This is a genomic window from Pseudomonas sp. S30_BP2TU TE3576 (genome assembly GCF_050436025.1).
Lineage (GTDB): Bacteria > Pseudomonadota > Gammaproteobacteria > Pseudomonadales > Pseudomonadaceae > Aquipseudomonas.
Map to the genome: position 1 here is coordinate 284,829 of NZ_JBNDLK010000001.1, position 23,647 is coordinate 308,475.

Annotated in this window: 18 protein-coding genes; 10 read left to right on the forward strand and 8 right to left on the reverse strand. The window is 58.6% G+C overall.

The genetic code is table 11. The annotated features are described in order from the left end of the window. Nucleotides 1-3: 3 nt before the first annotated feature. Together ABIA48_RS01145 and ABIA48_RS01150 are read right to left on the reverse strand one after the other, a co-directional pair. The gene (locus ABIA48_RS01145; RefSeq protein ID WP_032829912.1) at nt 4-204 is read right to left on the reverse strand and encodes a DUF1656 domain-containing protein; all 201 of its coding nucleotides are present in this window, start codon (nt 202-204) and stop codon (nt 4-6) included. Continuing rightward, nucleotides 194-2,329, reverse strand: coding sequence for an FUSC family protein (locus ABIA48_RS01150; protein WP_429486613.1), 2,136 nt, complete (start codon nt 2,327-2,329; stop codon nt 194-196). Before ABIA48_RS01150 ends, ABIA48_RS01145 begins: the two co-directional genes overlap by 11 nt. Nucleotides 2,330-2,544: 215 nt before the next feature. On the opposite strand from ABIA48_RS01150, the gene ABIA48_RS01155 reads away from it, so the two are divergent. Beyond that, on the forward strand, nt 2,545-3,600 hold the full coding sequence (locus ABIA48_RS01155; RefSeq protein ID WP_429486615.1) for a tetratricopeptide repeat protein: 1,056 nt from the start codon (nt 2,545-2,547) through the stop codon (nt 3,598-3,600). 191 nt (nt 3,601-3,791) lie between these two features. Here the strand turns inward: ABIA48_RS01155 and ABIA48_RS01160 are convergent, their stop codons facing one another. The 6 genes from ABIA48_RS01160 to ABIA48_RS01185 form a co-directional block, all read right to left on the reverse strand. Then, entirely contained in the window at nt 3,792-6,665 is a 2,874-nt protein-coding gene (locus tag ABIA48_RS01160) for an RHS repeat-associated core domain-containing protein (protein ID WP_429486616.1), read from the reverse strand. A 116-nt stretch (nt 6,666-6,781) separates the two neighbouring features. Then, complete coding sequence (locus tag ABIA48_RS01165) at nt 6,782-7,159, reverse strand: response regulator (protein WP_007983728.1); 378 nt, start codon at nt 7,157-7,159, stop codon at nt 6,782-6,784. Nucleotides 7,160-7,236: 77 nt separating this feature from the next. After that, the gene (locus ABIA48_RS01170; RefSeq protein WP_429486619.1) at nt 7,237-8,418 is read right to left on the reverse strand and encodes a hybrid sensor histidine kinase/response regulator; all 1,182 of its coding nucleotides are present in this window, start codon (nt 8,416-8,418) and stop codon (nt 7,237-7,239) included. Continuing rightward, entirely contained in the window at nt 8,412-9,005 is a 594-nt protein-coding gene (locus tag ABIA48_RS01175) for a chemotaxis protein CheB (protein ID WP_429486621.1), read from the reverse strand. Before ABIA48_RS01175 ends, ABIA48_RS01170 begins: the two co-directional genes overlap by 7 nt. Beyond that, nucleotides 9,002-9,835: a CheR family methyltransferase gene (locus tag ABIA48_RS01180; protein ID WP_429486623.1), complete on the reverse strand. Its 834-nt coding sequence runs from the start codon at nt 9,833-9,835 to the stop codon at nt 9,002-9,004. Before ABIA48_RS01180 ends, ABIA48_RS01175 begins: the two co-directional genes overlap by 4 nt. Beyond that, entirely contained in the window at nt 9,835-13,323 is a 3,489-nt protein-coding gene (locus ABIA48_RS01185) for a response regulator (RefSeq protein ID WP_429486625.1), read from the reverse strand. The genes ABIA48_RS01180 and ABIA48_RS01185 overlap by 1 nt, the downstream gene beginning before the upstream one ends. A 257-nt stretch (nt 13,324-13,580) precedes the next feature. On the opposite strand from ABIA48_RS01185, the gene ABIA48_RS01190 reads away from it, so the two are divergent. From ABIA48_RS01190 to ABIA48_RS01230, 9 genes are all read left to right on the forward strand, one after another. Then, nucleotides 13,581-13,943 carry a response regulator gene (locus ABIA48_RS01190; protein ID WP_429486627.1) on the forward strand — a complete coding sequence of 121 codons (363 nt, stop codon included), beginning with the start codon at nt 13,581-13,583 and terminating at the stop codon, nt 13,941-13,943. Between the two features lie 75 nt (nt 13,944-14,018). Continuing rightward, nucleotides 14,019-15,311: a glycosyltransferase gene (locus ABIA48_RS01195; protein WP_429486628.1), complete on the forward strand. Its 1,293-nt coding sequence runs from the start codon at nt 14,019-14,021 to the stop codon at nt 15,309-15,311. A gap of 120 nt (nt 15,312-15,431) precedes the next feature. Further along, nucleotides 15,432-16,298: a phospholipase gene (locus ABIA48_RS01200; RefSeq protein WP_429486630.1), complete on the forward strand. Its 867-nt coding sequence runs from the start codon at nt 15,432-15,434 to the stop codon at nt 16,296-16,298. Between the two features lie 73 nt (nt 16,299-16,371). Then, nucleotides 16,372-17,277, forward strand: a complete 906-nt coding sequence (locus ABIA48_RS01205; RefSeq protein ID WP_429486631.1) for an AraC family transcriptional regulator — start codon at nt 16,372-16,374, stop codon at nt 17,275-17,277. A gap of 340 nt (nt 17,278-17,617) precedes the next feature. Next, nucleotides 17,618-18,928 carry an ABC transporter substrate-binding protein gene (locus ABIA48_RS01210; protein ID WP_429486633.1) on the forward strand — a complete coding sequence of 437 codons (1,311 nt, stop codon included), beginning with the start codon at nt 17,618-17,620 and terminating at the stop codon, nt 18,926-18,928. Between the two features lie 157 nt (nt 18,929-19,085). Continuing rightward, complete coding sequence (locus ABIA48_RS01215) at nt 19,086-20,012, forward strand: carbohydrate ABC transporter permease (protein ID WP_429486635.1); 927 nt, start codon at nt 19,086-19,088, stop codon at nt 20,010-20,012. A gap of 8 nt (nt 20,013-20,020) precedes the next feature. Beyond that, nucleotides 20,021-20,851, forward strand: a complete 831-nt coding sequence (locus ABIA48_RS01220) for a carbohydrate ABC transporter permease (RefSeq protein WP_429486637.1) — start codon at nt 20,021-20,023, stop codon at nt 20,849-20,851. Nucleotides 20,852-20,953: 102 nt separating this feature from the next. Then, entirely contained in the window at nt 20,954-22,057 is a 1,104-nt protein-coding gene (locus ABIA48_RS01225; RefSeq protein ID WP_429486639.1) for an ABC transporter ATP-binding protein, read from the forward strand. A gap of 16 nt (nt 22,058-22,073) precedes the next feature. Continuing rightward, nucleotides 22,074-23,546 (forward strand): mannitol dehydrogenase family protein, encoded by a 1,473-nt coding sequence (locus ABIA48_RS01230; RefSeq protein ID WP_429486641.1) that lies wholly within the window; start codon nt 22,074-22,076, stop codon nt 23,544-23,546. The last annotated feature ends 101 nt before the right edge of the window (nt 23,547-23,647 follow it).

Below are 23,647 nucleotides of genomic sequence, written 5' to 3' on the forward strand. Positions count from 1 at the left end.
GCATCAGGCTCCCATCACCAGAATCAATGTAGCGCAGACGCAGGCGTACAACGCGCCTTCGAACAATGCCTCGTGCCAGACAAACTGCAGCACTCCGAGGCGGCGCAACGTCCAGTCCAGCAACAGAAAAATCGGCAGGCCCAGCAGCAGCGCCTGGGCAATCGGGGGCAGATAGGCACCACCTACTTCCAGATCAATGGGCAAGGACAGGATCTCCTTCAAGGCCTGAGGCTTCAAAATAACCGCGATAACGTTCGACGAATGACACTACGATTAACAGCGCTACACGCATACGGAACACCGACCACAAATGTTCATGGACATTGGTATGCAAGGCATCCAGTTCGTCGCCCAAGCTGTGGAGGCTGTCCAGCACCTGAGCCACTTCGATCCCGGGCCGACCGGCGACCAGTCTCCCGGTGTCCCGGACCGTCGAAAACAAGCGGTTTTGCACTGATGGGCTCAGCAGTGCGTTGCTCTGCCCTTGTTGCCTGAGCTGGTTCAAGGCGATGCCCAGTGCCATACAGGCCAGGCTGACTTGAAACAGCTCCCGCGATTGTGGCTCCTGGGTCGCCGGCAGCAGCCCCAGCATCATGGTCAGGCGATCAACCATGCGGCTCTCGAAAGCAAACTGCTGTTCATCGGTCGCCGAGGTTTTCAGCAAGGCGTGCACCTGCTCGCAGTTTTCTCTGTAGAGCCGGCGCATGCGCAAATCCGGCCTGAACGGAAAAATCAGCGCATAGACACTTAACGCCAGCACGGTCGCGCAGGTGTAGGCCCCGGCAAACTCAAACCACTGGATGGCGGTGTTTTGACCAATCCCCACGTTCAACGGGCCGAGCAACAGAAAAGTCGTGAGCCCCAGGCCAATGCCGGTACCTGTGGTGGGTGGACTGGCCAGCCCCACCGCGACGGCGTAGAGCAAAGGCGCCAGGAGCAAGGCAAGCATCTCGAAGTTGCTGATCATCGGGACAAACATGAACTCAAGGAGCGCCGAGGCCACCAATGCCAGCCCGAATCCCCTCGCATAGCTTTGAACGGCCAGCAACGGCCGTGGAAACGTCGACATCAGCGAGCAAAGGATTCCCAGCAGCACCATTCCGCCTCGCGCACCGTCCCAGCCGGTTTCGATCCAGATCAGGCCGGCAATCAACAGCGCGGAAAAGGCCCGGACGGCATTCATGGTCGCCAGGGTAAAATCCAGATGCAGCGGGTTTTCCCGCCCGCGAAACACACTGCTGGCGGGTCGCCCGCTCTGGATTGCATCGCTCAATTCCAGAATCTGCTCCAGTTGCTGCAGCAGACGCGCTTGCTCCCAGCGCAGCGACCAGGCCAGTGAACGCAAGGTGGCCGGCAGCGGCTCGGTCAATTGTTCGGCCCTGTACGCCAGCTCATCGAAGCGTTTTTGCAGCGACGTGAAGTGATGGCGTTGTTCACTGGACAGCGAACGCCCCTGCTGCGCCAGTTCATCGAGAAAGGCCAGCTCTTCGGCGCGTAACTGCTGAATCTCTTCAGGCAACTCCCCCTCCCAGCGCTCGGTCAACAACAGCCGCTGATGGCGCAGAGCGGTCAGCCTAGCGGTCAACAACACCAGTTGGTTGCCCAATAGTTGCACCAGGCCGTTGGCATTGCGTAGCCGTGGCGCATCGAAGTACATGTGCCGACGCACGCCCTCCAGGCCGCTGATCTGGCCCAACAGCTGCATTTGCCGGTGCTGGAAATCCGCTTCGCTTTCTTCGGTGCGGATGACGGCGCTGGCATGGGTAGCCAGCAACCGGGTGATTTGATCGATCCTGGCGAAATAATCCCGGGCCACGGCTTCCGGCCTGGCGGTGAGCAGGCTGACCACGCACACGCAGGCGACGGCCAGCAAGGTTTCGGTGAGGCGCGTCACCGCCAGCAAAAAGGTGCCATCCTGATCGGGAATCGCCAGCAACGCGATGACCACCGCGGTGTAGCCACTGAGCACGAATGCCCCGGAACTGGTGTAGCGCAACAGCGTGCCACCGGCGGTGCACAGCGCCAGCCACAGGGCCAGGGTGGTGATGAAAGGCAGCGGTGCCTGCGGAAAAATCGCCATGATAGCCACCGCGACAACCGCGCCCATGGTGGTGCCGATGACCTGGCCAAAACTGCGCGCCAGCACCATGCCACCCAGTGGCTGGCTGATGATGACCACGGCCATGATCGACCATTTGGGCTGGTCCAGATCGAACAGGAACGCCAGGTACAGGGTCAACAGCCCCGCCGCAATGGTTCGCAAGGCAAACAGCAACACCCCGGGCCCGGGGTTGATAATGGCCTTGAAGTATTGCAGCAACGCTTGCATGGGAACGCTCGTCGAGACACCTCCAGCAAGCGTAGTCACTGCAGCGGTGCCAAGAGAGGTTTTGCTGTCGACACAGCCTGTAGGCCCATTCTTTGCCGGCTGAAGGGTTTTTCAATCGTTTGAATCGAGCGTAACCGTCGTCAAGGTTTGACTCAACGCTTTGCCTGACCGAAGCTTGCGCCTTTGCAAAAGCTCGCCAGCTTCCGGATTCCTGCATGCCCAAGTCCCGCCGCTATCTGTTTATCAGCCTCTTCGCCCTGCTCGTCATCGGCCTTGCGTGGTTTTCCCTGCGCGATACCACCCCGGTGGTTCCCGAAGCCATCCAGCATGGCTACAGCGAAGCGCTGGCAGCAGCCCGGGCCGGCAAGCCAGGTGCCGCGCGCGTGCTCTATCAGCAATTGGCCCGTCCGGACCTGTCTCCCAAGCGTCGAGTCTGGCTGCATGCCGAGCTGCCCAACTATCCAAGCTCGGTGGCCCTGAAACTGGCGGATGCCGACTTACAGAACGAATCGCCCGAGGTGCGTATCGCCGCGATCAAGAGCATCAGCGGCCTGGTACCGAACGGCCAGCGCAGTTTATTGCTGGGGCCATTGCTCGATGACAGCGAACAAAGCGTGCGACTGGCCGCGATCAACGCGCTGCTGGGGTTGTCCCCGGATGAACTGGGTTTGTATTTCGGGCCACTGGAGCAAGCCATCGACGCCTGGGAGCAAGTGCTCAAGAACCCACCGCAAAGCGCCGACAACCAATACCAACTGGCCCGGCTGCACCTGCACAATGCTGAGCTCAAGGAAGCGCAACTGGCGCTGGACAACACCCTGCGCCTGGCGCCGGACAACCTGCCGGCGCTGGTGCTGCAAATCGAGGTGCTCGATAAACAGGGCCAGAACGACGCCGCCCGGCAGCTGTTGGCCAGGCAACTCCAGGCACAACCCGATTCAGCCTACCTGCAACATGCCCTGGGGCTCTGGTTGCTGCATCACGACCAAAGCGAATTCGCCCTGCTCGGTCTGTCCAAGGCCGTTGAACTTGAGCCGAACAACCGGGATTACCGCTACGACCTGGCCACCACGTTGCACGGCGAGCAGGAGCTGGAAGCAGCGCAGAAACAATTGCAGGAAGTTGTTCAGCGCCATCCGAACGACCGCAAGGCCCGGGTGTTGCTGATCAAATACTGGAAGGAAAGCGGCCAACTGCAAAACGTGCAGATCCTGTTGGCGCAACTCGAGCAGATGAATCCCGATGATCCGGCGTTGCAACAAGGGCTTTAACCCCGACTGATATAACCGCGCCTTCGCCTAATGCCAGTCAGTCAAGCGTTTGAATACCGCAAACCTTGTGGGAGCGAGCCTGGTCCGGGCGGCGCTCCGACGATGACTGCTGGACAGTCACACAAGGGGTGCCTGAGAGTCCGCCATATCCGGGGGGGATGCAGCACCACGACACCCCAATGTCCCCACAGTCATACCTGCATCGTCGTAGTTGAGCGTTTTTTATGCTCCGTGATCCCCTGCCCGTTTCTCTGCTCGTTGTACAGGTAGGTACCGATAGCTGCGACCTCATTAACTGGTTTCAACTTGCTGACCCCGGCCCGCCATGCCGACTCTGCGGCCTGCGGCCCCAAAACAGCCGTCAGCCCGTTGTCGACTTCGGTATTACCCAGCCTGTAAACCGACTGTACCGCTGCATCGTGAATCAACGATTTCCCCGTTTCTATCAAATCCCCGCCCGTTGGCAATGTCATCAATTCGCGATGCCTGCTTTCCTTGAGTCGAGAGTCCACTCCTCCAACAAAGCGAACCGCGTCGCCCACGGCAATTTTCATTACGACACCGGCAACGGAATTCAATATCGGATGAACGCCGTCAGGCGCTGCCCCGGACCACATGCCCTTAGCCATATTGCCGCTTAAATTGGCAATGGTGTTTACGGCCAGAGCACCTCGGGTGTTGATGCCAGGAGCAATGGAAGGTCCTACTCGGGAAATTACCCGCCCAACCGCTTTCGAACTCATTGATTTAACAACCCCTTCAACAATACCGATTGGGTCGGGTGCTGTTAAACCCAGGGTGAAACCCACACCGAAGCTGAAAATTGCCACACCCGCCACGGCCAGATTCTTGCGGATACCGCTGTCACCCTGGCGATCCAGGACATGGACCATCGTCGAGCCACCGACATAGCCCGCCGCCACACCTGACATGATTGCAGCGGGGTAACTTGCCATTCGCCCCAGCGATGCGTTCAGTGCCTTTTTTACCAGTTGCTTTGCACCATATCCTGCGGCCCGTTTGACAGTTCCGCGACCAATTGCAGCGAGGGTCGCCGTGATGCGTTTCACATTCCCAATCCGGGTTTTGGCCAATCCGAGCCAGTCGACATGTCCGGCCGGATTGCCCCCCACCACCCGATACAGGTTCAACCCATCTATCGCTCCAGCCGGATCGGCACTCAACCAACGCTGTCGCCACGGCATGTAATACCGAAATCCGTAGTAATACAGCCCTGTCGCGTCCCGCTCCTGCCCTGAATAACGAATGGTCTTGTAGCTGGCCTCAACCCTGTCCCGACCTGCCCACCAGGCTGTGCCGCCGTAGGGGTAGTAGCTTTCCTGGCTGATGATCCTGGCGTCTTGATCCAGTTCCAGCGTGCTGGATTCCTGATGATCGGCAAGACAGTAACGCAACTGATGCCGGGCACCGTCCGGTGGCGAGCCCCTTTCCCAGTGCAGGATCCGCACGGTACATCTACCGCTCTGGACACTGATGACATGCAGGGTCTCATCCGGAGTTGTACGAATCTCGACCCCCGGCAAGTAGCGGGTTTCATGGGTCCGGGTCAATGTGCCAGTATCCGCCGTACGGATTTTTCGCACACGCTGGTCATCGCCGTCATAGATATAGATCTCCGAGTCAGCCGGTTCATTCTCCCGCACCACCTGATCGACCTGCCGCAAGCGGTTGCGTGCGTCCCAGTGCAGAGTCTGTCCCCATTGAAGCACGTTGAGATTGCCGCAGGCGTCATAAGCTGCATCAATTTCACTGTTCCCGGGTGATTCGATGCCATCGCCCCAAGGCAAACTTCGGTTGCTCAAGGTTGCAACGGCCGTTCGCTCGGTTCGATTTGCGCTGTCAGCGTGGTGATGCAGAACCTCCAGATTGCCACCGGCGTCGTAGTCGAACGTCTGGAGATAGTTCTCAAGCTGGCCAGGGTCCGGTGGCGAAACGAAGGCCGGCAAATGGGGGCCGCCGGGGGCATTGCATCGCTGTCGGCCGCTGGCTTCGATGAGTTGGCCGAGGGTGTCGTACTGCCAGGTATTGATCGCAGCAACACGTTGATTGCGCGAGTAGCGAATCGACTGGGTGTCGTCAGCACTGCGAATCGGGTTACCGACTGGATCATAGGCATACGTCAGACTCTGCAACGGCGGCTGACTTGCCAGCTGCGCTTGCAGTGTTGCCAGCCGCCCATCCTCGGGATCGAAAACGGCGCGCGTTACCACGCCGTTGCCGGCCGTTTGCTGCACGATTTGTCCGAAGGCGTTGTATTGAATGTCCCCCGCCAGGGTGATTTCATCATCGGTGTTGGCCAGCCTGATGCGGGTTTCGAACAACTCACCGGCAACGGTCTGACGCTGCTTTTGCTCGTTGCCCAAAGCGTCAACATGCCGTACCCACTCACCAACGCTGTTAAAGCTCATTTGCGTGAGCGCTCCTTGAGGCTCGAGCAATTTGTCACGTTCGGTTTCGTCCTCCGGCCAGTCGGGTAACTGAAGGTGCGCCAGAAAACGTCGGGTTTGATGCAGAGGTGCACCGAGCACACCGAACTCGGTGAAGTACTGAGTACCCGCACAGTCATCGTGGCGGATCAATTGACCGCAGCGATTGTGTCTGGCGGACTCCTCCAACCCGTCACCGTATGCAAAACAAGCCGTTTGCCGCTCTTCGCCCATCGCTGACTCAAAACCGCGCGCAGGGCGCAGTGATGAATCGTAGGTCATGCGCAGATAATTACGTTTCTGATCCCAATCTTCCAGCCTTTGCCCGGCAGCACCGTAAAGACTCAACCGCCACCCGGCATCCACGTTGATGGAAAGCAGGGGCAGTCCCGTCAGGGTGCTGAGGGTGGTCTGATTGGCGGGTGTATCCCTATCGTGTTCACGCAGGGCAAAAAGCCGCGGATCGCGGCTATGACTGGTACGGTTGCGGATGCTGTAGATATGTTGGGTGATACGCGCTTGAGGGGTTTGCTGGTCCGAGCGCCGATGATAGGCGACTTCACGAACCACGGCGCGGCGCGGATCAATCACTGAGAGTGTTGGTGTATGTCTGTGCATGACCCCGCTCCGGATTGACATGCAGGGATGAGCCACATGACGTCCGAAACGTTATCTGCTGATACAACACTCCAGTCAACTGTCAGAAATTACAGGTACGAGAACCAACGGCGCACTTACGAAAGCATGTCTTGCATCAGTTCCTGCAATTTATCCAGATCGAACGGCTTTTCGAGAATCGGCGCCTTGCGCGTGATCGGGCTGTCCGTCTCGCGGATTTCCTGGGCGTAGCCGCTGATGAAAATCACCTTGAGTTCCGGTCGCAGCTTCACGGCCGGCTCGGCGATTTGCACGCCGGAGATGCCACCGGGCAGGCGGAAGTCGGTGATCATCATGTCCAGGTGCGGTTTGCTCGCCAGGATTTCAAACGCCTGCTCGCCGTTTTCGGCCTGCAATACGCGGTACCCCTCACCCGACAGATAAGCGGACAGCACCATCAGAATCGAGGGATCGTCCTCGACGACGAGTACTACATCTTGTGCATCTTCGCTCATGGGAAGCCTTTGTTCGGTCAATTGCTGCTGATACGACCGTGGGGTCGATCAGAGGTTGCGTTTATCTGGCTGTTTTCCTACAGCGGCAGACAAACGCGAAACAAGGCGCCTTCGCCAATCCTGCTCTGGACGGTAATAGTACCGCCATGGGCGGTCACAATCTGTTCTGAAATAAACAATCCCAGGCCCAGTCCGGCGACGGCGTGTTTGGCCGATACCCGTTCGAACTGCTGGAATATCCGCTTCTGGTTTTCTTCGCTGATGCCGATCCCCTGGTCCTGCACCTCCACCAGCGCCCGGCCCTCCTCACTGTATACCTTCACCGAGATCGGGCCTTTGGCCCCGTAGCGCAAGGCGTTGGTCAACAGGTTGGACATGACCTGCTCTATACGAAACTCGTCCCAATTTCCGATCACCGGTTGCCCGGCATCGAGTGTGACCGACGACTCGGCGGCGTCGATCTGCTGGGAAAAATTTTGCAACATACCCCGAACCAGCGCCGAAAGATCAAAGCACGTCGGCCGGATCGACAACTTGCCGGTGCGAATGCGCGAGACATCCAGCATGTCTTCGATCAAACGTATGAGGCTTTTGATCTGCCGCTCGTCGCGGTCGACCATGGCGTGCATTTTGTCCAGGGTGAAGGCGGCAGCGTTGTCCCGGGCCAGGTGCATCTTGCGCAACTGGGTTTCAAGGATCAGGCCGTTGAGCGGCGTGCGCACTTCGTGGGCGACGATGGACATGAAATCATCGCGCATACGCACCGCCTGCTCCAGTTCCAGCTGGGTGTCTTGCAGCTGCTTGAGCAGAGCCTCCTGTTCGCGGCGACTGTGCTCCAGGGCCAGCACTTGTTCCTTCATCGCCTTGCTCTGGCGATACAGGTCGACGAACACATTGACCTTGCTCTTGACCGCGTGGATGTCCAGCGGCTTGTGCAGGAAGTCCACGGCACCGCTTTCGTAGCCTTTGAACGCGTAGTTCAGTTCGCGTCCGGCGGCACTGACGAAAACGATCGGGATGTTTTTGGTTTTTTCCATACCACGCATCAACTCGGCCAGCTCGAAACCATTCAGGCCGGGCATCTGCACATCGAGGATGGCCATGGCGAATTCGTGTTGCAACAGCAGGGACAAGGCTTCGTCGGCGGACAGCGCCTTGTACACGATTCGGTCTTCACGCTTGATCAGCGCTTCGAGCGCCAGCAGATTCTCCGGCAGATCGTCGACGATCAGCAGTTTGGCCTGGATATTACTTAGCATGCGATTCGTTCCAGCTCGACAAGCAAACGGCCGATGCCGCGTACAGGAAGTATGTGATCCGGCTGGTGCAGATCCAGCGCAGCCTGGGGCATGGTGGCGACTTGGGCCGATTGCGGGTCTTGCACGATGGTCATGCCTCCGCGCTTTTTGACCTGGGCCAGCCCGCGCGCGCCGTCACGGTTGGCACCGGTGAGCAATACCGCGGCCAGATGGGCTCCGTATGCATCGGCGGCCGATTCGAACAGGTAGTCGATGGCGGGACGCGAATGATGCACTCGAGGCTCCAGGCTCAGGGAGAAGCTGCGGTCCTGCTCCACCGACAGGTGATAACCGGGCGCGGCGAAATACAGCGTGCCGGCCTCGACCGGGGTTTTGTCGCACGCCTCCAGCACCGGCAGGGCAACCCGGCGGGAAAACACCTCCGCCAGTTGGCTGCAGCGCTCATCCGGCAGGTGCAGCACGACAATGACCGGTAGTGCGAAACCCTCGCGCAGCGGGCCGAGGATGTTCAACAGCGCCTCGACGCCACCGGCGGAGGCACCGATCACGATCGCCTCGATCGCCGGCAGGTTCGTTGCACTGTTCATAATTTTCGGTAGATCCGTTCTTGTTTGACCAGCGGCTCGAACTGATTGCCGAAGGCTGAGAAATTCGGGGTTTCCTTACTGCCCAACACCAAAAAACCGCGATGGCAGAGGGACTCATGAAACAGTCCAAGCGCTCGATCCTGAAGTTTTTTATTGAAATAAATCAATACATTACGACATGAAATTAATTGAGTTTCGGAAAATACACTGTCCGTCGCCAGGCTGTGATCGGCAAAGGTCACGTTCTCGCGCAACGTCTTGTCGAAAATGGCGTACCCATAAGCCGCCGTATAGTAGTCGGCAAATGAACTCCGGCCACCGGCCTGCTGGTAATTAGCAGTGTAGGCGCGGACATTCTCCATCGAGAAAATCCCTTGCTTGGCTTTTTCCAGGGAGCGCGGATTGATGTCGGTAGCGTAGATGATCGTGCGGTCGAGCAGGCCCTCTTCGCGCAGCAGAATGGCCATCGAATACACCTCTTCACCGGTGCTGCATCCGGCGATCCAGATCTTGATCGAAGGGTAGGTCCTGAGTAGCGGCACCACTTCCTTGCGAATGGCCAGAAAGTGCGAAGGGTCGCGAAACATCTCACTGACCGGAATGGTCAGCAATTGCAGCAATTGCATGAACGCGGCGGGATCGTGCAAGACCTTTTCCTGCAACGCCGAGATGGTATTGCACTCGAACTGACTCAACGCATGGTTGACCCGGCGCTTGATCGAAGCTGCAGAGTAATCGCGAAAATCGTAGCTGTACTTGAGGTAGATCGCCTCGATCAACAACCGCAATTCGATTTCGCTGTTTCGCTCCCCTGAATAATTGCGCTCCACTAGATACGTTCCATCTTCGGTAACCAGACACGAATCAGCGAAAACAGGCGGTCCAGGTCGATGGGCTTGGCCAGGTAATCGTTGGCGCCAGCCTGCAGGCAGCGCTCCTGATCGTCCTTCATGGCCTTGGCCGTCACCGCAATGATCGGCAACTTGCGCCAACGCGGGTCCTTGCGAATTTCTACGGTAGCTTCAAAGCCATCCATCTGCGGCATCATCACGTCCATCAACACCAGATCGATGTCTTCCACCTCATTCAATCGTTCAATCGCTTCGTGGCCGTTGCGGCCAATGACCACGACCGCGCCCTTTTGCTCCAGCGCGCTGGTGAGGGCGAAGATGTTGCGCACATCGTCATCCACCAGAAGCACCTTGCGGCCCTCGAAGACCTTGTCGCGACTGCGGGCGACCTTGAGCATTTTTTGCCGCTCATGGGACAAGCGTGATTCGACTTTGTGCAGAAAAAGCGTCACCTCGTCCAGCAGCCGCTCCGGCGAACGTGCGCCCTTGATGATGATCGAGCGCGAATATTTGCGCAGTTCGGCCTCTTCATCCCGGGTCAGGTTGCGCCCGGTATAGACGATGACGGGAGGAAAGGAGCAGATGTCTTCGGTGGACATACGCTTGAGCAGGTCATTGCCGAGCATGTCCGGCAGTTTGAGGTCGATGATCATGCAATCGAAGACGCAGGCCCGCAGCAGGTCCAGCGCCTCCTGCGCCAGGCCAACGGCGGTGATTTCGATGTCATCGTCGCCGATCAGGCGGGCAATGCTGTCGCGTTGCAAATCGTCATCTTCGACCAGCAGCACGCGCTTGACCTTTTGGGTCAGCTTGGCCTCAAGGCGGCCGAACACGTCCTTGAGTTCCTCGCGGGTGGTCGGTTTGACCGCATAGCCAATGGCGCCCATGTGCATTGCCGCTTCAACCCGGTCCTCGACCGAAATCACATGCACCGGGATGTGCCGGGTTTCGGCGTGTTCCTTCAAACGTTGCAGCACGGTCAGGCCGGAATGATCCGGAAGCCGCATGTCCAGCAGGATCGCATCGGGAATGAACGCCTTGGCCAGGTCATAACCTTCGTCGGCGCCATGGGCCACCAGGCATTGGTAACCCAGTTCATGGGCAAGGTCGTAGAGGATGTGCGCAAAGTTCGGCTCATCCTCCACCACCAGAATGCAGCGGCTGGTGAACGGACCGTTGTGGCGATCGTCGTCAAAACGCGGAATGTCGACGTCGGCAATCAATGGCGACAACGTGGGCGGCGCTACAGGTGCAGCCGCCACAGGAACGGCTCGCATCGGTTCGACAGGCACTTCGCCCGGTTCCACGTACTGCTGCGGCAAGACCAGAGTAAACACACTGCCCTGCCCCGGCGTGCTGCTCACGCTGATGGAGCCGCCGAGCAAGGCCGCCAGATCACGGGAAATCGACAACCCCAGCCCGGTGCCGCCGTAACGCCGATTGCTGGTGCCATCGGCCTGACGGAACGCTTCGAAGATGCTTTCGTGCTGATCCACCGCAACGCCGATGCCGGAATCGCGCACGGTAAACGCAATGCCCTCGTTTGGCGCCATGGCGACAGCCAGGCTGACGCTGCCTTTTTCAGTGAACTTCACGGCGTTGGACAGCAGGTTCTTGAGGACCTGCTCCAGGCGTTGACGGTCGGTGAACAACATCTGCGGTGCACCGTCCTGCATATCCACCTGGAAATCCAGCTGCTTGTCCGTGGCCAACGGCTGGAACAGGCCACGCAGGCCCTCCACCAGACGCGCCACGCTGGTGCTCTCCGGGCGGATTTCCAGCTTGCCGGCCTCGACTTTGGAAATATCCAGAATGTCGTTGATCAGGTTGAGCAAGTCATTGCCGGCGGAGTAGATCGATTCGGCGAACTTGACCTGCTCGGCGCTGAGGTTTTCCTCCGGGTTTTCCGCCAGCAGCTTGGCCAGGATCAACGAGCTGTTGAGCGGCGTGCGCAGCTCGTGGGACATGTTGGCGAGAAATTCGGACTTGTACTTGCTCGAACGCTGCAATTCCAGCGCGCGCTCTTCGAGCTGGATCCGGGCCTGATTGAGCTCGATATTTTTCAGGTCCATGGCGTCACGTTGCTCGGCCAGTGCTTCTGCCTGCCCGGCGAGTTGTTCGTTGGTCTGCTCCAGCTCCACCTGCTGGGTTTCCAGGTGCGCCTGGGACTCCTTGAGAATCCGCGACTGTTCTTCGAGCTCTTCGTTGGCGGTCTTGAGCTCTTCCTGCTGCACTTGCAGCTCTTCATTGAGCTGCTGGGATTCAGCCAGCACTTCCTGCAAGCGCTGGCGATAGCGTGCGGCCTCGATGGACGTGCCGATATTGCTGGCAATCAATTCCAGCAACGCGACATCGCGGTCGGTCAATGGACGCAGGAAACCCAACTCAATCACGCCATTGACCCGGTCGTCGTCGCTGGTTGGCACCACCAGCACACTGCGCGGCAAACCTTCGCCGAGGCCGGAGCTGACCTTGAAATAATCACCCGGCACCTCGTCCAGGCGAATCAGCCGCGCCTGTTGCGCCACCTGGCCGACAATGCCTTCGTCGCTGTAAATCTGCTGCTCGCGATCTTCCTGCTCACGAGAGAAGCCGTAGGTCGCGATGCGTTTGAGCCCGCCATGGTCTTCACGGACATAAATGGCTGCCACGGCGGAGCCAAGGTACTGCGCGCAAAATTGCAGAATGTTGCGACCCAGCATGTTCAAGCTCAATTGCCCCAGCACTTGCTCAGCCAGTTCGGTCTGGCCGTTGCGCAGCCAGGCCTGCTGCTCCAGACGAAGGGCGCTGGCCTGCTGGGCAGCGAGGTTGACGCTGTAGTTTTGCGAAAGACTGAGCAAATCGCGACGCCCGACATACGCCAGCAACCCACTGACACCGGCAATGAACAACAGATAGAGGCTGATGCTCATGACCGTGGTACGTCGCACTTCTTCATTGCGCGATGTGCGCAATTGTTGTTCGGCGTCGATCAGGTCCTCGAATTGCTTGCGAATTTCATCGGTCAGTCGCTTGCCACGGCCGGCCTTGACCACGGCGCGAAAGTCACCGCTGCTGCGCTGCAAATCGATCAGCGATTGCGCGTAATGGACCCACTCCTGTTGCAGTGCCTGCAACCGCAGCAAACGGTCGGCCTGCACCGGGTTGTCGGCGGTCAGTTCGAGCAAGGTATTGAGCGCCACGGCAATTCGCGGCTTGGCGGTTTCGTAGGGATCGAGGAAATGTTCGTCGCCACTGAGCAGGAAACCACGCATCCCGGTTTCCAGGTCCACGGTCAGCTTGACCGCTTCATTGGCGTTATTGATCACCCGGTCGGTGTGTTCCACCCACTGGATCGTCGACAGTAAATAGGTGATCAGCGAAACGAAAAACACTGCACTGATGAGGCCCAGACCCAAGGGCAGGCTGATGTTGCGGCTCAGGAGTTTACGAAATCGTTGCTCATCAACCGAGGACGCAGGGGTCATGGGGAAGGCCTTGTCGAACTGTCAGAGTGCAAGGAGTTTGCCCCAAAAATCGCACACTGATCCAATTTTCTGACATGTTATCGCGCAAGGTCCTACATTCCACCGCGCTCCCCAAAGCAGCGGGTTATCCTTGCCTGACCTGCGCCGCTATTCTTTTTTCCATCGCGTTGGGAACTTGTCGGGATCCGTCACTTACTCATGCAAGAGGCCGCTGATTTCGAGCGATCGGCAACGCCAATTTTTTCGGGAATCTCACTATGTCATCCGACCATGCCTCCATCATCCTCGTCGTCGAAGACGATGCCATCGTGCGCATGCTGATCGTCGACGTGCTGGAGGAACTGAAATTCCACGTACTGGAAGCCGATGGCAGTGAACAGGCGCTGGAGAGGCTCAAGGACTTGAGCCAACCCATTGATCTGATGATGACGGATGTGGGCCTGCCGATCATGGACGGCCGCGAACTGGCCAATGAAGCACGTGCTTTGCGTCCAACCCTTCCGGTCCTTTTTGCCAGCGGGTATGCCGAAAGCATCGATGCACCGGCAGGAATGCATGTGATCGGTAAACCGTTCTCCATCGATCAGTTGCGCGACAAAGTTAAAAGCATTCTCGGCTAACCCTGCGCCCTGCTGTGGTTTAATGCGCACCGTTTTTCATCCCTGCCCTGTATCCGCTTCAAGGAATTCCCGTCAATGATTCAACCCCGCGCAACCAAAGTCCTGGTCATTGGTTACGTCTGGCCCGAGCCCCGCTCTTCGGCAGCCGGTGGGCATATGATGCAAATCCTTGAAACGTTCCTGCAAAAAGGCTGGGACATCACCTTCAGCAGCCCCGCCGGTACCGGCGAGCACCGCGCCGACCTGGCGCCGCTGGGCATTCGCGAAGTGCCCATCGAGTTGAACAACAGCAGTTTCGACACGTTCATCAGCGAGCTCGCCCCGGATGTGGTGCTGTTCGATCGCTTCATGATGGAAGAACAATTCGGCTGGCGCGTCGAAAAACACTGCCCGAATGCCATGCGGGTGCTGGAATCTTCCGACCTGCAAAGCTTGCGAGACGCCCGTCATCAGCGCCTCAAGGACCGCCTGAAGGCCAGCGACGACAACAACGACTTCAGCGAAATGTTTGCGCCCGCGTTACGCGAAGAGTTCGAATTCATGGCTGATACCGACCTGGCCAAACGGGAGATCGCGGCGATATATCGATGCGACTTGACCCTGATGGTTTCGCAGGTGGAAATCGAATTGCTGGTCGAGCAGTTCAAAGTGCCGCGCAACCTGTTGCACTGGTGCCCGCTGATGGTCGAACTGCCGACCCGGTCGCCCGTTCCATTCGAAGACCGGGCGAACTTTCTGCACATCGGCAATTTTCGCCATGCACCGAACTGGGATGCCGTGCTCTGGCTGAAAACCACGATCTGGCCGTTGATCCGCGCACAGCTGCCCACGGCGCAACTGCACATCTACGGCGCATACACGCCGCCCAAGGCCACCGCGTTGCACAACGCAGCCCAGGGGTTTCACATCATGAACTGGGCCGAAGATGCGTTGCAAGTCATGTCGGCCACGCGGGTGTGCCTGGCGCCGTTGCGTTTCGGCGCCGGTATCAAAGGCAAAATCGTCGATGCGATGCTCTGCGGCACGCCCAATGTCACGACCCCCATAGGCGCCGAAAGCATGTGCGGTGAGATGGCATGGCCCGGTCATGTGGCCCGCTCTGCTCAAGCCCTGGCAGATGCGGCCATCAAGCTGAACCAGGATAAGTTGCAGTGGACTCAGGCCCAGCAGGCGGGTGTTGAGTTATTGAACAAGCGTTATCGTCAAAATATCCACGGCCCGGCATTAATAGAACGTTTAGAGCACTGCCGTAAAAACTTGCAAAGTTTGCGCAACGGAAACTTTACCGGCAGCATGTTGCGTCATCACCTGCACAAGAGCACGCAATACATGTCGCAATGGATAGAGGCGAAAAACAGCCAGCAATAACAATATCCCGAAAACACTAATTGCTTGTGCAGCCCCTGACCTGCAACCAAGAATAAATCGCCCGATATCAACTCTGATATTCGGGCGTTTCTTTATTCTTAAATAGCAACGGACTGCACAATGACAAATACTTACCCCCATAAAAACTGGATGTCGGCGACACCTTCCATTGACAAGTTAACCCTCTTGGAGCTGGTCTGGCCCGGCGCCCATAACGCGGGAGTGGATTATGACTTCTCATACCCAATCGACGTTCAACCGGCCAGTCACTGGTTCGTCTGCCAGGATGGGCCATTTATCCAGCAGCTCAACGAGGGCGTCCGGGTACTCGACCTGCGTTTTCTTTCAGAAGAGCGCTGGCTGGGTGTAAGGAAATTTCATACTTTTCACGGCTACAAACACCTCAAAGGCCGATCTTTGAGTGAACTGTTCAAGAGCCTGGACTTTTTCCTCAATGAAAACCCGGATGAATTCGTCGTGCTGGATATGCACGAACTCAAAGGCATTGATGAAAAAAGTTTCGACTACAAAGGCTTTCATGAGGCCATCACCAGTGAATTGGGCACGCGACTGATTCCGCTAAAAAACCGTTATCTGACACTGGGTGCACTAAAGAAAATGAGTCCCCTGCAAAGAATCGTGCTAGCCAGCGACTGGCATCCGGACTTCAGTTCACCCCTGTACTGGCCGAAAATCAGAAGCGAATGGAGCGGCAGCGACATTACGTCACCTGAAGAGTTAAGACAGCATATTGAAAGAACACTGAATAATCCGCCCGAGAAAAACACGCTCTGGTCATTATCCGCCACCAGTTATGGAGAACTGGCCGGTGTAAAACGAATCACCCGGGAATTGAACGAGTGGTTTGGTCCGGACTCTGGATGGGCGCCGAAGTGCAGCATCATCAGTGCCGACTTTATTGGAGCGACACAACTGATCAGCTATTGCAGGGAAATCAACTTTTCCAGGGGACTGCGCAAGACGTAAGGCCGGCGAACTGGAACTGTCTTGGGCGGGGGTGCATGATTGGCATCTGAAAAACAAAAAGACCCCACTGGACATGACCCGCACCGCCAGAGTCACCGATCCTTCCTATGAATTGATGGACGACCACAACGGCCTGTCCATCATCTACCGCCAGCACGGTTTCCCCTGCCCGTTGGTGCGCTGGCATTTCCACAAGGAATACGAGTTGCACCTGATCGTCGCCAGTTCCGGCAAGGTGTTCATTGGCGATTACATCGGCAACTTCTATCCGCAAACCCTGTTCCTGACCGGCCCCAACCTGCCCCACAACTGGATCAGCCAGGTGGCCGAGGACGAAGTGGTGCCCAAGCGTGACATGCTGGTCAATTTCACCGACGAGTTGTTCGACAGCGGCTATCAGGTATTCGCCGAGCTCAAGACCCTGGCGCCGCTGCTCGAACGCGCGCAGTACGGCATTGAGTTTCGCTGCAAACACACCATCGCCCGGGCCATGGACTTGATGCAGCGTATTGCCGATACCAGCGGTGCCACCCGGCTCGGGCACTTTTTCATCCTGCTGGAATTGCTCGCGGCCACCGACGATTACCAACTGCTCTCCGGCGCGACAACACCGCAGTTGGCCGACGAGCACAACATCGACCGTACCAACCGCGCAGTGGATTACATCTTCGCCCATTACGCCCGGGACTTGCCGCTGGAAGAGGTCGCCGGGCACCTGGGCATGAAACCCACGTATTTCAGCCGCGTGTTCAAGCAGGCCACCGGGCGCAACTTCATCGAATTCGTCAATCGCCTGCGTATCAGCAAGTCCTGCGAGTTGCTCGCTGATGGCGACAAACCGGTGACGGACGTGTGTTTCGAGTCGGGGTTCAACAATATTTCCAACTTCAACCGGCGCTTCCAGCAACTCAAGGGCATGACGCCTTCGCATTACCGGCGTTTGGTGGTGCAGCGGTTGACTGAGCAAAACCTCGGCTAGATGCGATCAAATGTGGGAGCGGGCTTGCTCGCGAAAGCGGAGTGTCAGGCGACATTTCTCAACCTGACACACCGCTTTCGCGAGCAAGCCCGCTCCCACAGGTACAGCGTCAAGCCCTGAAACCTGTACGGTTTCAATGCCGCCCCATCGCTGAAAAGCCCTTCCTTGTGTCTAACCCCCCTAAAGTTCAGTGCAAAAAAGTATCGATTCAAGTGCGATGGATGATTTGTATCGCTCTCCATTGAAGGATGTAATCAGTGCACATTCTTCCTGCCTTCGGAAGACACAAAAACAATAACTGTCCTTCTGTATCCCGCCGGGTGCAGAAAAGGAGTGCACGATGCAACCTTCGGTAAAAGCTCTGCTTACCCTCACCTGCATGACCCTCAGCAGCGTCAGCCTTGGCGCCCAGACCCTGACCATCGCCACCGTCAACAACAGCGACATGATTCGCATGCAGAAGCTCTCGAAAACTTTCGAGGCCGCGCACCCGGACATCAAGCTCAATTGGGTGGTCCTCGAAGAAAACGTCCTGCGTCAGCGCCTGACCACCGACATCGCCACCCAGGGCGGGCAGTTCGATGTGCTGACCATCGGCATGTACGAAGCCGCACTCTGGGGCGCCAAGGGCTGGCTGGAGCCGATGAAGGATTTGCCGGCCAGTTATGCCCTCGACGACGTGTTTCCATCGGTGCGTGAAGGCCTGTCGGTGAAGGGGGCGCTGTATGCCCTGCCGTTCTACGCCGAAAGCTCGATTACCTATTACCGTACCGATCTGTTCAATGACGCCGGCCTGAACATGCCCGAGCACCCGAGCTGGGAGCAGATCGGTGAGTTCGCCGCCAAACTGAACAAACCCGAGCAGGAACAGTACGGCATCTGCCTGCGCGGCAAGGCCGGCTGGGGCGAGAACATGGCGCTGATCACCACCGTCGCCAACGCCTATGGCGCGCGCTGGTTCGATGAAAAATGGCAAGCGGAATTCAACGCTCCCGAGTGGAAAAATGCGCTGAATTTCTACGTCGACACCATGAAGAAATCCGGCCCGCCGGGTGCGTCGAGCAACGGTTTCAATGAAAACCTGGCGTTGTTCAACAGCGGTAAATGCGCGATCTGGGTCGACGCCAGCGTCGCCGGCTCGTTCGTCACCGACAAGGCCCAGAGCAAGGTCGCCGATCACGTCGGTTTCACCTATGCGCCGCACCAGGTCACTGACAAGGGCTCGGCCTGGTTGTACTCCTGGGCTTTGGCCATTCCGGCCAGTTCCAAGGCCAAGGACGCCGCGAAAACCTTCAGCGCCTGGGCCACCTCCAGGGAGTACAGCGCACTGGTCGCGGAAAAGGACGGCATCGCCAACGTGCCGCCGGGAACCCGTGCCTCGACCTACAGCGAGGCGTACTTGAGTGCGGCACCATTCGCCAAAGTTACGCTGGAATCGCTCAAGGCCGCGGACCCGGGCAAGCCAGGTGCCAGGCCCGTGCCGTACATCGGCATCCAGTTGGTGACCATTCCCGAGTTCCAGGGCATTGGTACCCAGGTCGGCAAATCCTTCTCCGCGGCGCTGATCGGCCAGACCACGGTCGACCAGGCATTGGCGGCGGCCCAGCAAACCACCGAGCGCGAAATGAAGCGCGCGGGTTATCCCAAGTAACCCCCCGCACTTCCCCGCTCTTGCCTTGTGTGGGAGCGGGCTTGCTCGCGAAGAGGCCGGTGCATCCACCGAATATTCGTGACTGAACCATCGCCTTCGCGAGCAAGCCCGCTCCCACATTGGATCTTCATAGGTCTGAATGAATCGGTTTAATGCCATGAATACATCAACTGCCAAAGCTCACATGGACATTGTCCAACCGCAACACAAAAGCCGCGTGGCCAATCCCGGCTGGTTTCTGGTCAGCCCTTCGGTGGCATTGTTGCTGCTGTGGATGATCGTGCCGCTGGGCATGACCCTCTACTTCTCGATGATCCGCTACAACCTGCTCAATCCGGGTGAAAACGAATTTGTCGGGCTGGAGAACTTCACCTACTTCCTGACGGATTCGGGTTTCCTGCCCGGCGCCAGCAACACGCTGTTGCTGGTGGGCAGCGTGCTGCTGATCAGCGTGGTATTCGGGGTGCTGATCAGTGCGCTACTGGAGGCCAGTGAGTTCTTCGGTCGTGGCATCGTGCGGGTGATGCTGATCTCGCCGTTCTTCATCATGCCCACCGTCGGTGCGCTGATCTGGAAGAACCTGATTTTCCACCCGGTGTCGGGGATTCTCGCCTACGTCTGGAAGCTGTTCGGCGCGCAGCCGGTGGACTGGCTGGCGCACTATCCGCTGCTGTCGATCATCATCATTGTCTCGTGGCAATGGCTGCCGTTCGCGATCCTGATCCTGATGACGGCCATGCAGTCCCTCGACCAGGAACAGAAAGAAGCCGCGCGCCTCGATGGCGCCGGGCCGATCGCGATTTTCTGGCACCTGACCTTGCCGCATCTGGCGCGGCCGATTGCGGTGGTGGTGATGATCGAAACCATCTTCCTGCTCTCGGTGTTCGCCGAAATCTTCACCACCACCAACGGCGGCCCCGGCTACGCCTCGACCAACCTCGCCTACCTGATCTACAACCAGGCACTGGTGCAGTTCGACGTCGGCATGGCCTCGGCCGGCGGTTTGATCGCCGTGATCATCGCCAACATCGCCGCGATCATCCTGGTGCGGATGATCGGCAAAAACCTGACCGACAAAGCCTGAGGCCTGCCATGACTCTTCAACAATCCCGTCGCCTGCAAAGCCTGCTGCTCGGTACGTTGGCCTGGGCCATCGCGATCCTGATTTTCTTCCCGATCTTCTGGATGGTCATGACCAGTTTCAAGACCGAAATCGATGCCTTCGCCACACCGCCGCAGTTCATTTTCATGCCCACGCTGGAGAACTACCTGCATATCAACGAACGCAGCGACTATTTCAGCTTCGCCTGGAACTCGGTGGTGATTTCCTTCAGCGCCACGGCCCTGTGCCTGCTGATCGCGGTGCCGGCGGCCTACTCCATGGCGTTCTACGAAACCCAGCGCACCAAAGGCACCCTGCTGTGGATGCTCTCGACCAAAATGCTGCCGCCGGTGGGCGTGCTGATGCCGATCTACCTGCTGGCCAAGAGTTTCGGCCTGCTCGACACGCGGATCGCACTGATCGTCATCTACACCCTGATCAACCTGCCGATCGTGGTCTGGATGATTTACACCTACTTCAAGGACATCCCCAGGGACATCCTTGAAGCCGCACGCCTGGACGGTGCAACGCTGACGCAGGAGATGCTCCGGGTGTTGCTGCCCATCGCCAAGGGCGGCCTGGCGTCCACGGTGCTGCTGTCGCTGATCCTGTGCTGGAACGAGGCGTTCTGGTCGCTGAACCTGACCTCGTCGAAAGCCGCGCCACTGACCGCGTTGATCGCCTCGTATTCGAGCCCCGAAGGGTTGTTCTGGGCCAAGTTGTCAGCGGTCTCGACCCTGGCCTGCGCACCGATCCTGATCTTCGGCTGGATCAGCCAGAAACAACTGGTGCGCGGCCTGTCGTTCGGCGCTGTGAAATGAAGATCGCTGACCGAATGCGATTCCTGTGGGAGCGAGCTTGCTCGCTCCCACAACAAAGCCCACCCGGTTCAATCGAATAACAGCAAGCGGAGGCCCATCACCATGGCCAACCTGAAAATCAAGAATCTGCACAAAGGCTTCGAAGGCTTTTCCATCATCAAGGGCATTGACCTTGAAGTGAACAACAAGGAATTCGTGGTCTTCGTCGGCCCGTCGGGCTGCGGTAAATCCACGCTGCTGCGGCTGATCGCGGGGCTCGAAGAAGTCAGCGGCGGCACCATCGAGCTCGATGGCCGCGACATCACCGAAGTGAGCCCGGCCAAGCGCGACCTGGCGATGGTGTTCCAGACCTACGCCCTGTACCCGCACATGAGCGTGCGCAAGAACATGTCGTTCGCCCTCGACCTGGCTGGCGTGGCGAAAGCCGAAGTGGAGAAAAAGGTCAGCGAAGCGGCGCGCATCCTCGAGCTGGGGCCGATGCTGGAGCGCAAGCCCAAGCAACTGTCCGGCGGCCAGCGCCAGCGCGTGGCGATTGGCCGGGCCATCGTGCGCAACCCGAAAATCTTCCTGTTCGACGAACCGTTGTCCAACCTCGATGCCGCCCTGCGGGTGCAGATGCGCCTGGAACTGTTGCGCCTGCACAAAGAACTGCAAGCCACGATGATCTACGTCACACACGATCAGGTCGAAGCCATGACCATGGCCGACAAAGTCGTCGTACTCAATGGCGGCAAGATCGAACAAGTCGGCTCGCCGCTGGATCTCTATCACCAGCCTGCCAACCTGTTCGTCGCCGGTTTCCTGGGCACGCCGAAAATGGGCTTCCTCAAGGGCAAGGTCAGCCGCGTCGACAGCCACGGCTGCGAAGTGCAACTGGACGCCGGAACCCGCATCAACCTGCCCTTGAGCGGATCCCATCTGAGCGTCGGGGGGGCAGTGACGCTGGGCATTCGCCCGGAGCATCTGGAACTGGCCAAACCGGGCGACTGCACCTTGCAGGTCACCGCCGATGTCAGCGAACGCCTGGGCAGCGACACGTTCTGCCACGTCCTGACGTCGTCCGGCGAAGCCCTGACCATGCGTGTTCGCGGCGATCTGGCCAGCCGCTACGGCGAGTCCCTGAGCCTGCACCTGGAGGCGCAACACTGCCATTTGTTCGATGCCGATGGCGTGGCGTTGACCCGCCCGTTGCGCGTTGCTGCCTGACTTCAGAGTGCCTGCGATGAAACTGAACAAACAGAACCTCAACCGCCTCGCTCCCGAAGTGGTCCTGCCCGCCTACGCGTTGGGTGATACCCGCCAAGGCATCGCGCACATCGGCGTTGGTGGTTTCCATCGCGCCCATCAGGCGTTTTACACCGATGCACTGATGAACACCGGAGAAGGCCTGGACTGGGCGATTTGTGGTGTCGGCCTGCGCGCCGAGGACCGCCGCGCCCGTGACGATCTCAAGGATCAGGACTACCTGTTCACCCTGTTCGAACTCGGCGATGGCGACGACACCGAGGTGCGGGTGATCGGCGCCCTTCGCGACATGCTGCTGGCCGAGGACGATGCCCAGGCATTGATCGACAAACTGGCCAGCCCCGAGATCCGTATCGTCTCTCTGACCATCACCGAAGGCGGTTACTGCATCGACGACAGCAACGGCGAGTTCATGGCGCACTTGCCGCAGATCCAGCATGACCTGGCGCACCCCGACTCCCCGAAAACCGTATTCGGCTTCCTCTGTGCCGCACTGGCCAAGCGCCGCGCTGCCGGCAGCGCGGCCTTCACCCTGATGTCCTGCGATAACCTGCCGCACAACGGCGTCGTCACCCGCAAGGCCCTGCTGGCCTTCGCCGCCTTGCACGACAGCGAACTGCGCGACTGGATCGACGCCAACGTCAGCTTCCCCAACGCCATGGTCGACCGCATCACGCCGATGACCAGCACCCGGCACCGTCTGCAACTGGCGGACCAGCATGGGCTGGACGATGCCTGGCCGGTGGTCTGCGAGCCTTTTGTGCAATGGGTGCTGGAAGACAAGTTCGTCAACGGGCGCCCGGCCTGGGAAAAGGTCGGCGTGCAATTCACCGATGACGTCACGCCCTACGAAGAAATGAAGATCAAGCTGCTCAACGGCAGTCATCTGGCGCTGACGTACCTGGGATTCCTCAAGGGTTACCGCTTCGTCCACGAGACCATGAACGATCCGTTGTTCGTACGCTACATGCACGCCTACATGGACCTGGACGTGACGCCGCAACTGGCCCCGGTGCCGGGAATCGACCTGAGCGAGTACAAAAACACCCTGGTGGCGCGTTTTTCCAACCAGGCGATTGCCGATCAGCTTGAACGGGTGTGTTCGGATGGTTCGTCAAAGTTTCCGAAATTCACCATACCGACCATCAACCGCCTGATCGCCGATGGCCGCGAGACCAAGCGTGCGGCACTGGTGGTGGCGGCGTGGGCGTTGTACCTCAAAGGCGTGGATGAGCATGGCGAGACCTACACGATTGCGGACCCGCGTGCAGCATTCTGCCAGGCGTTGGTGGCCGATGATGTGCTGATTACCCAGCGATTGCTGGCGGTCGAGGAGATTTTTGGTACGGCGATTGCGCGCTCGGCGGAGTTTGTCGCGGCGTTCGAGTGGTGTTGCAACAGTTTGCGCGAGGTGGGGGTGTCGCGGACGCTGGAGCGGGTGTTGGCGTAAGTCCTGCGGTGGAGCTGCTGCCGTCTTCGCGAGCAAGCCCGCTCCCACACTGAAGCGCTGTCGAACACAAATACCGTGTTCACTACAAATCTACTGTGGGA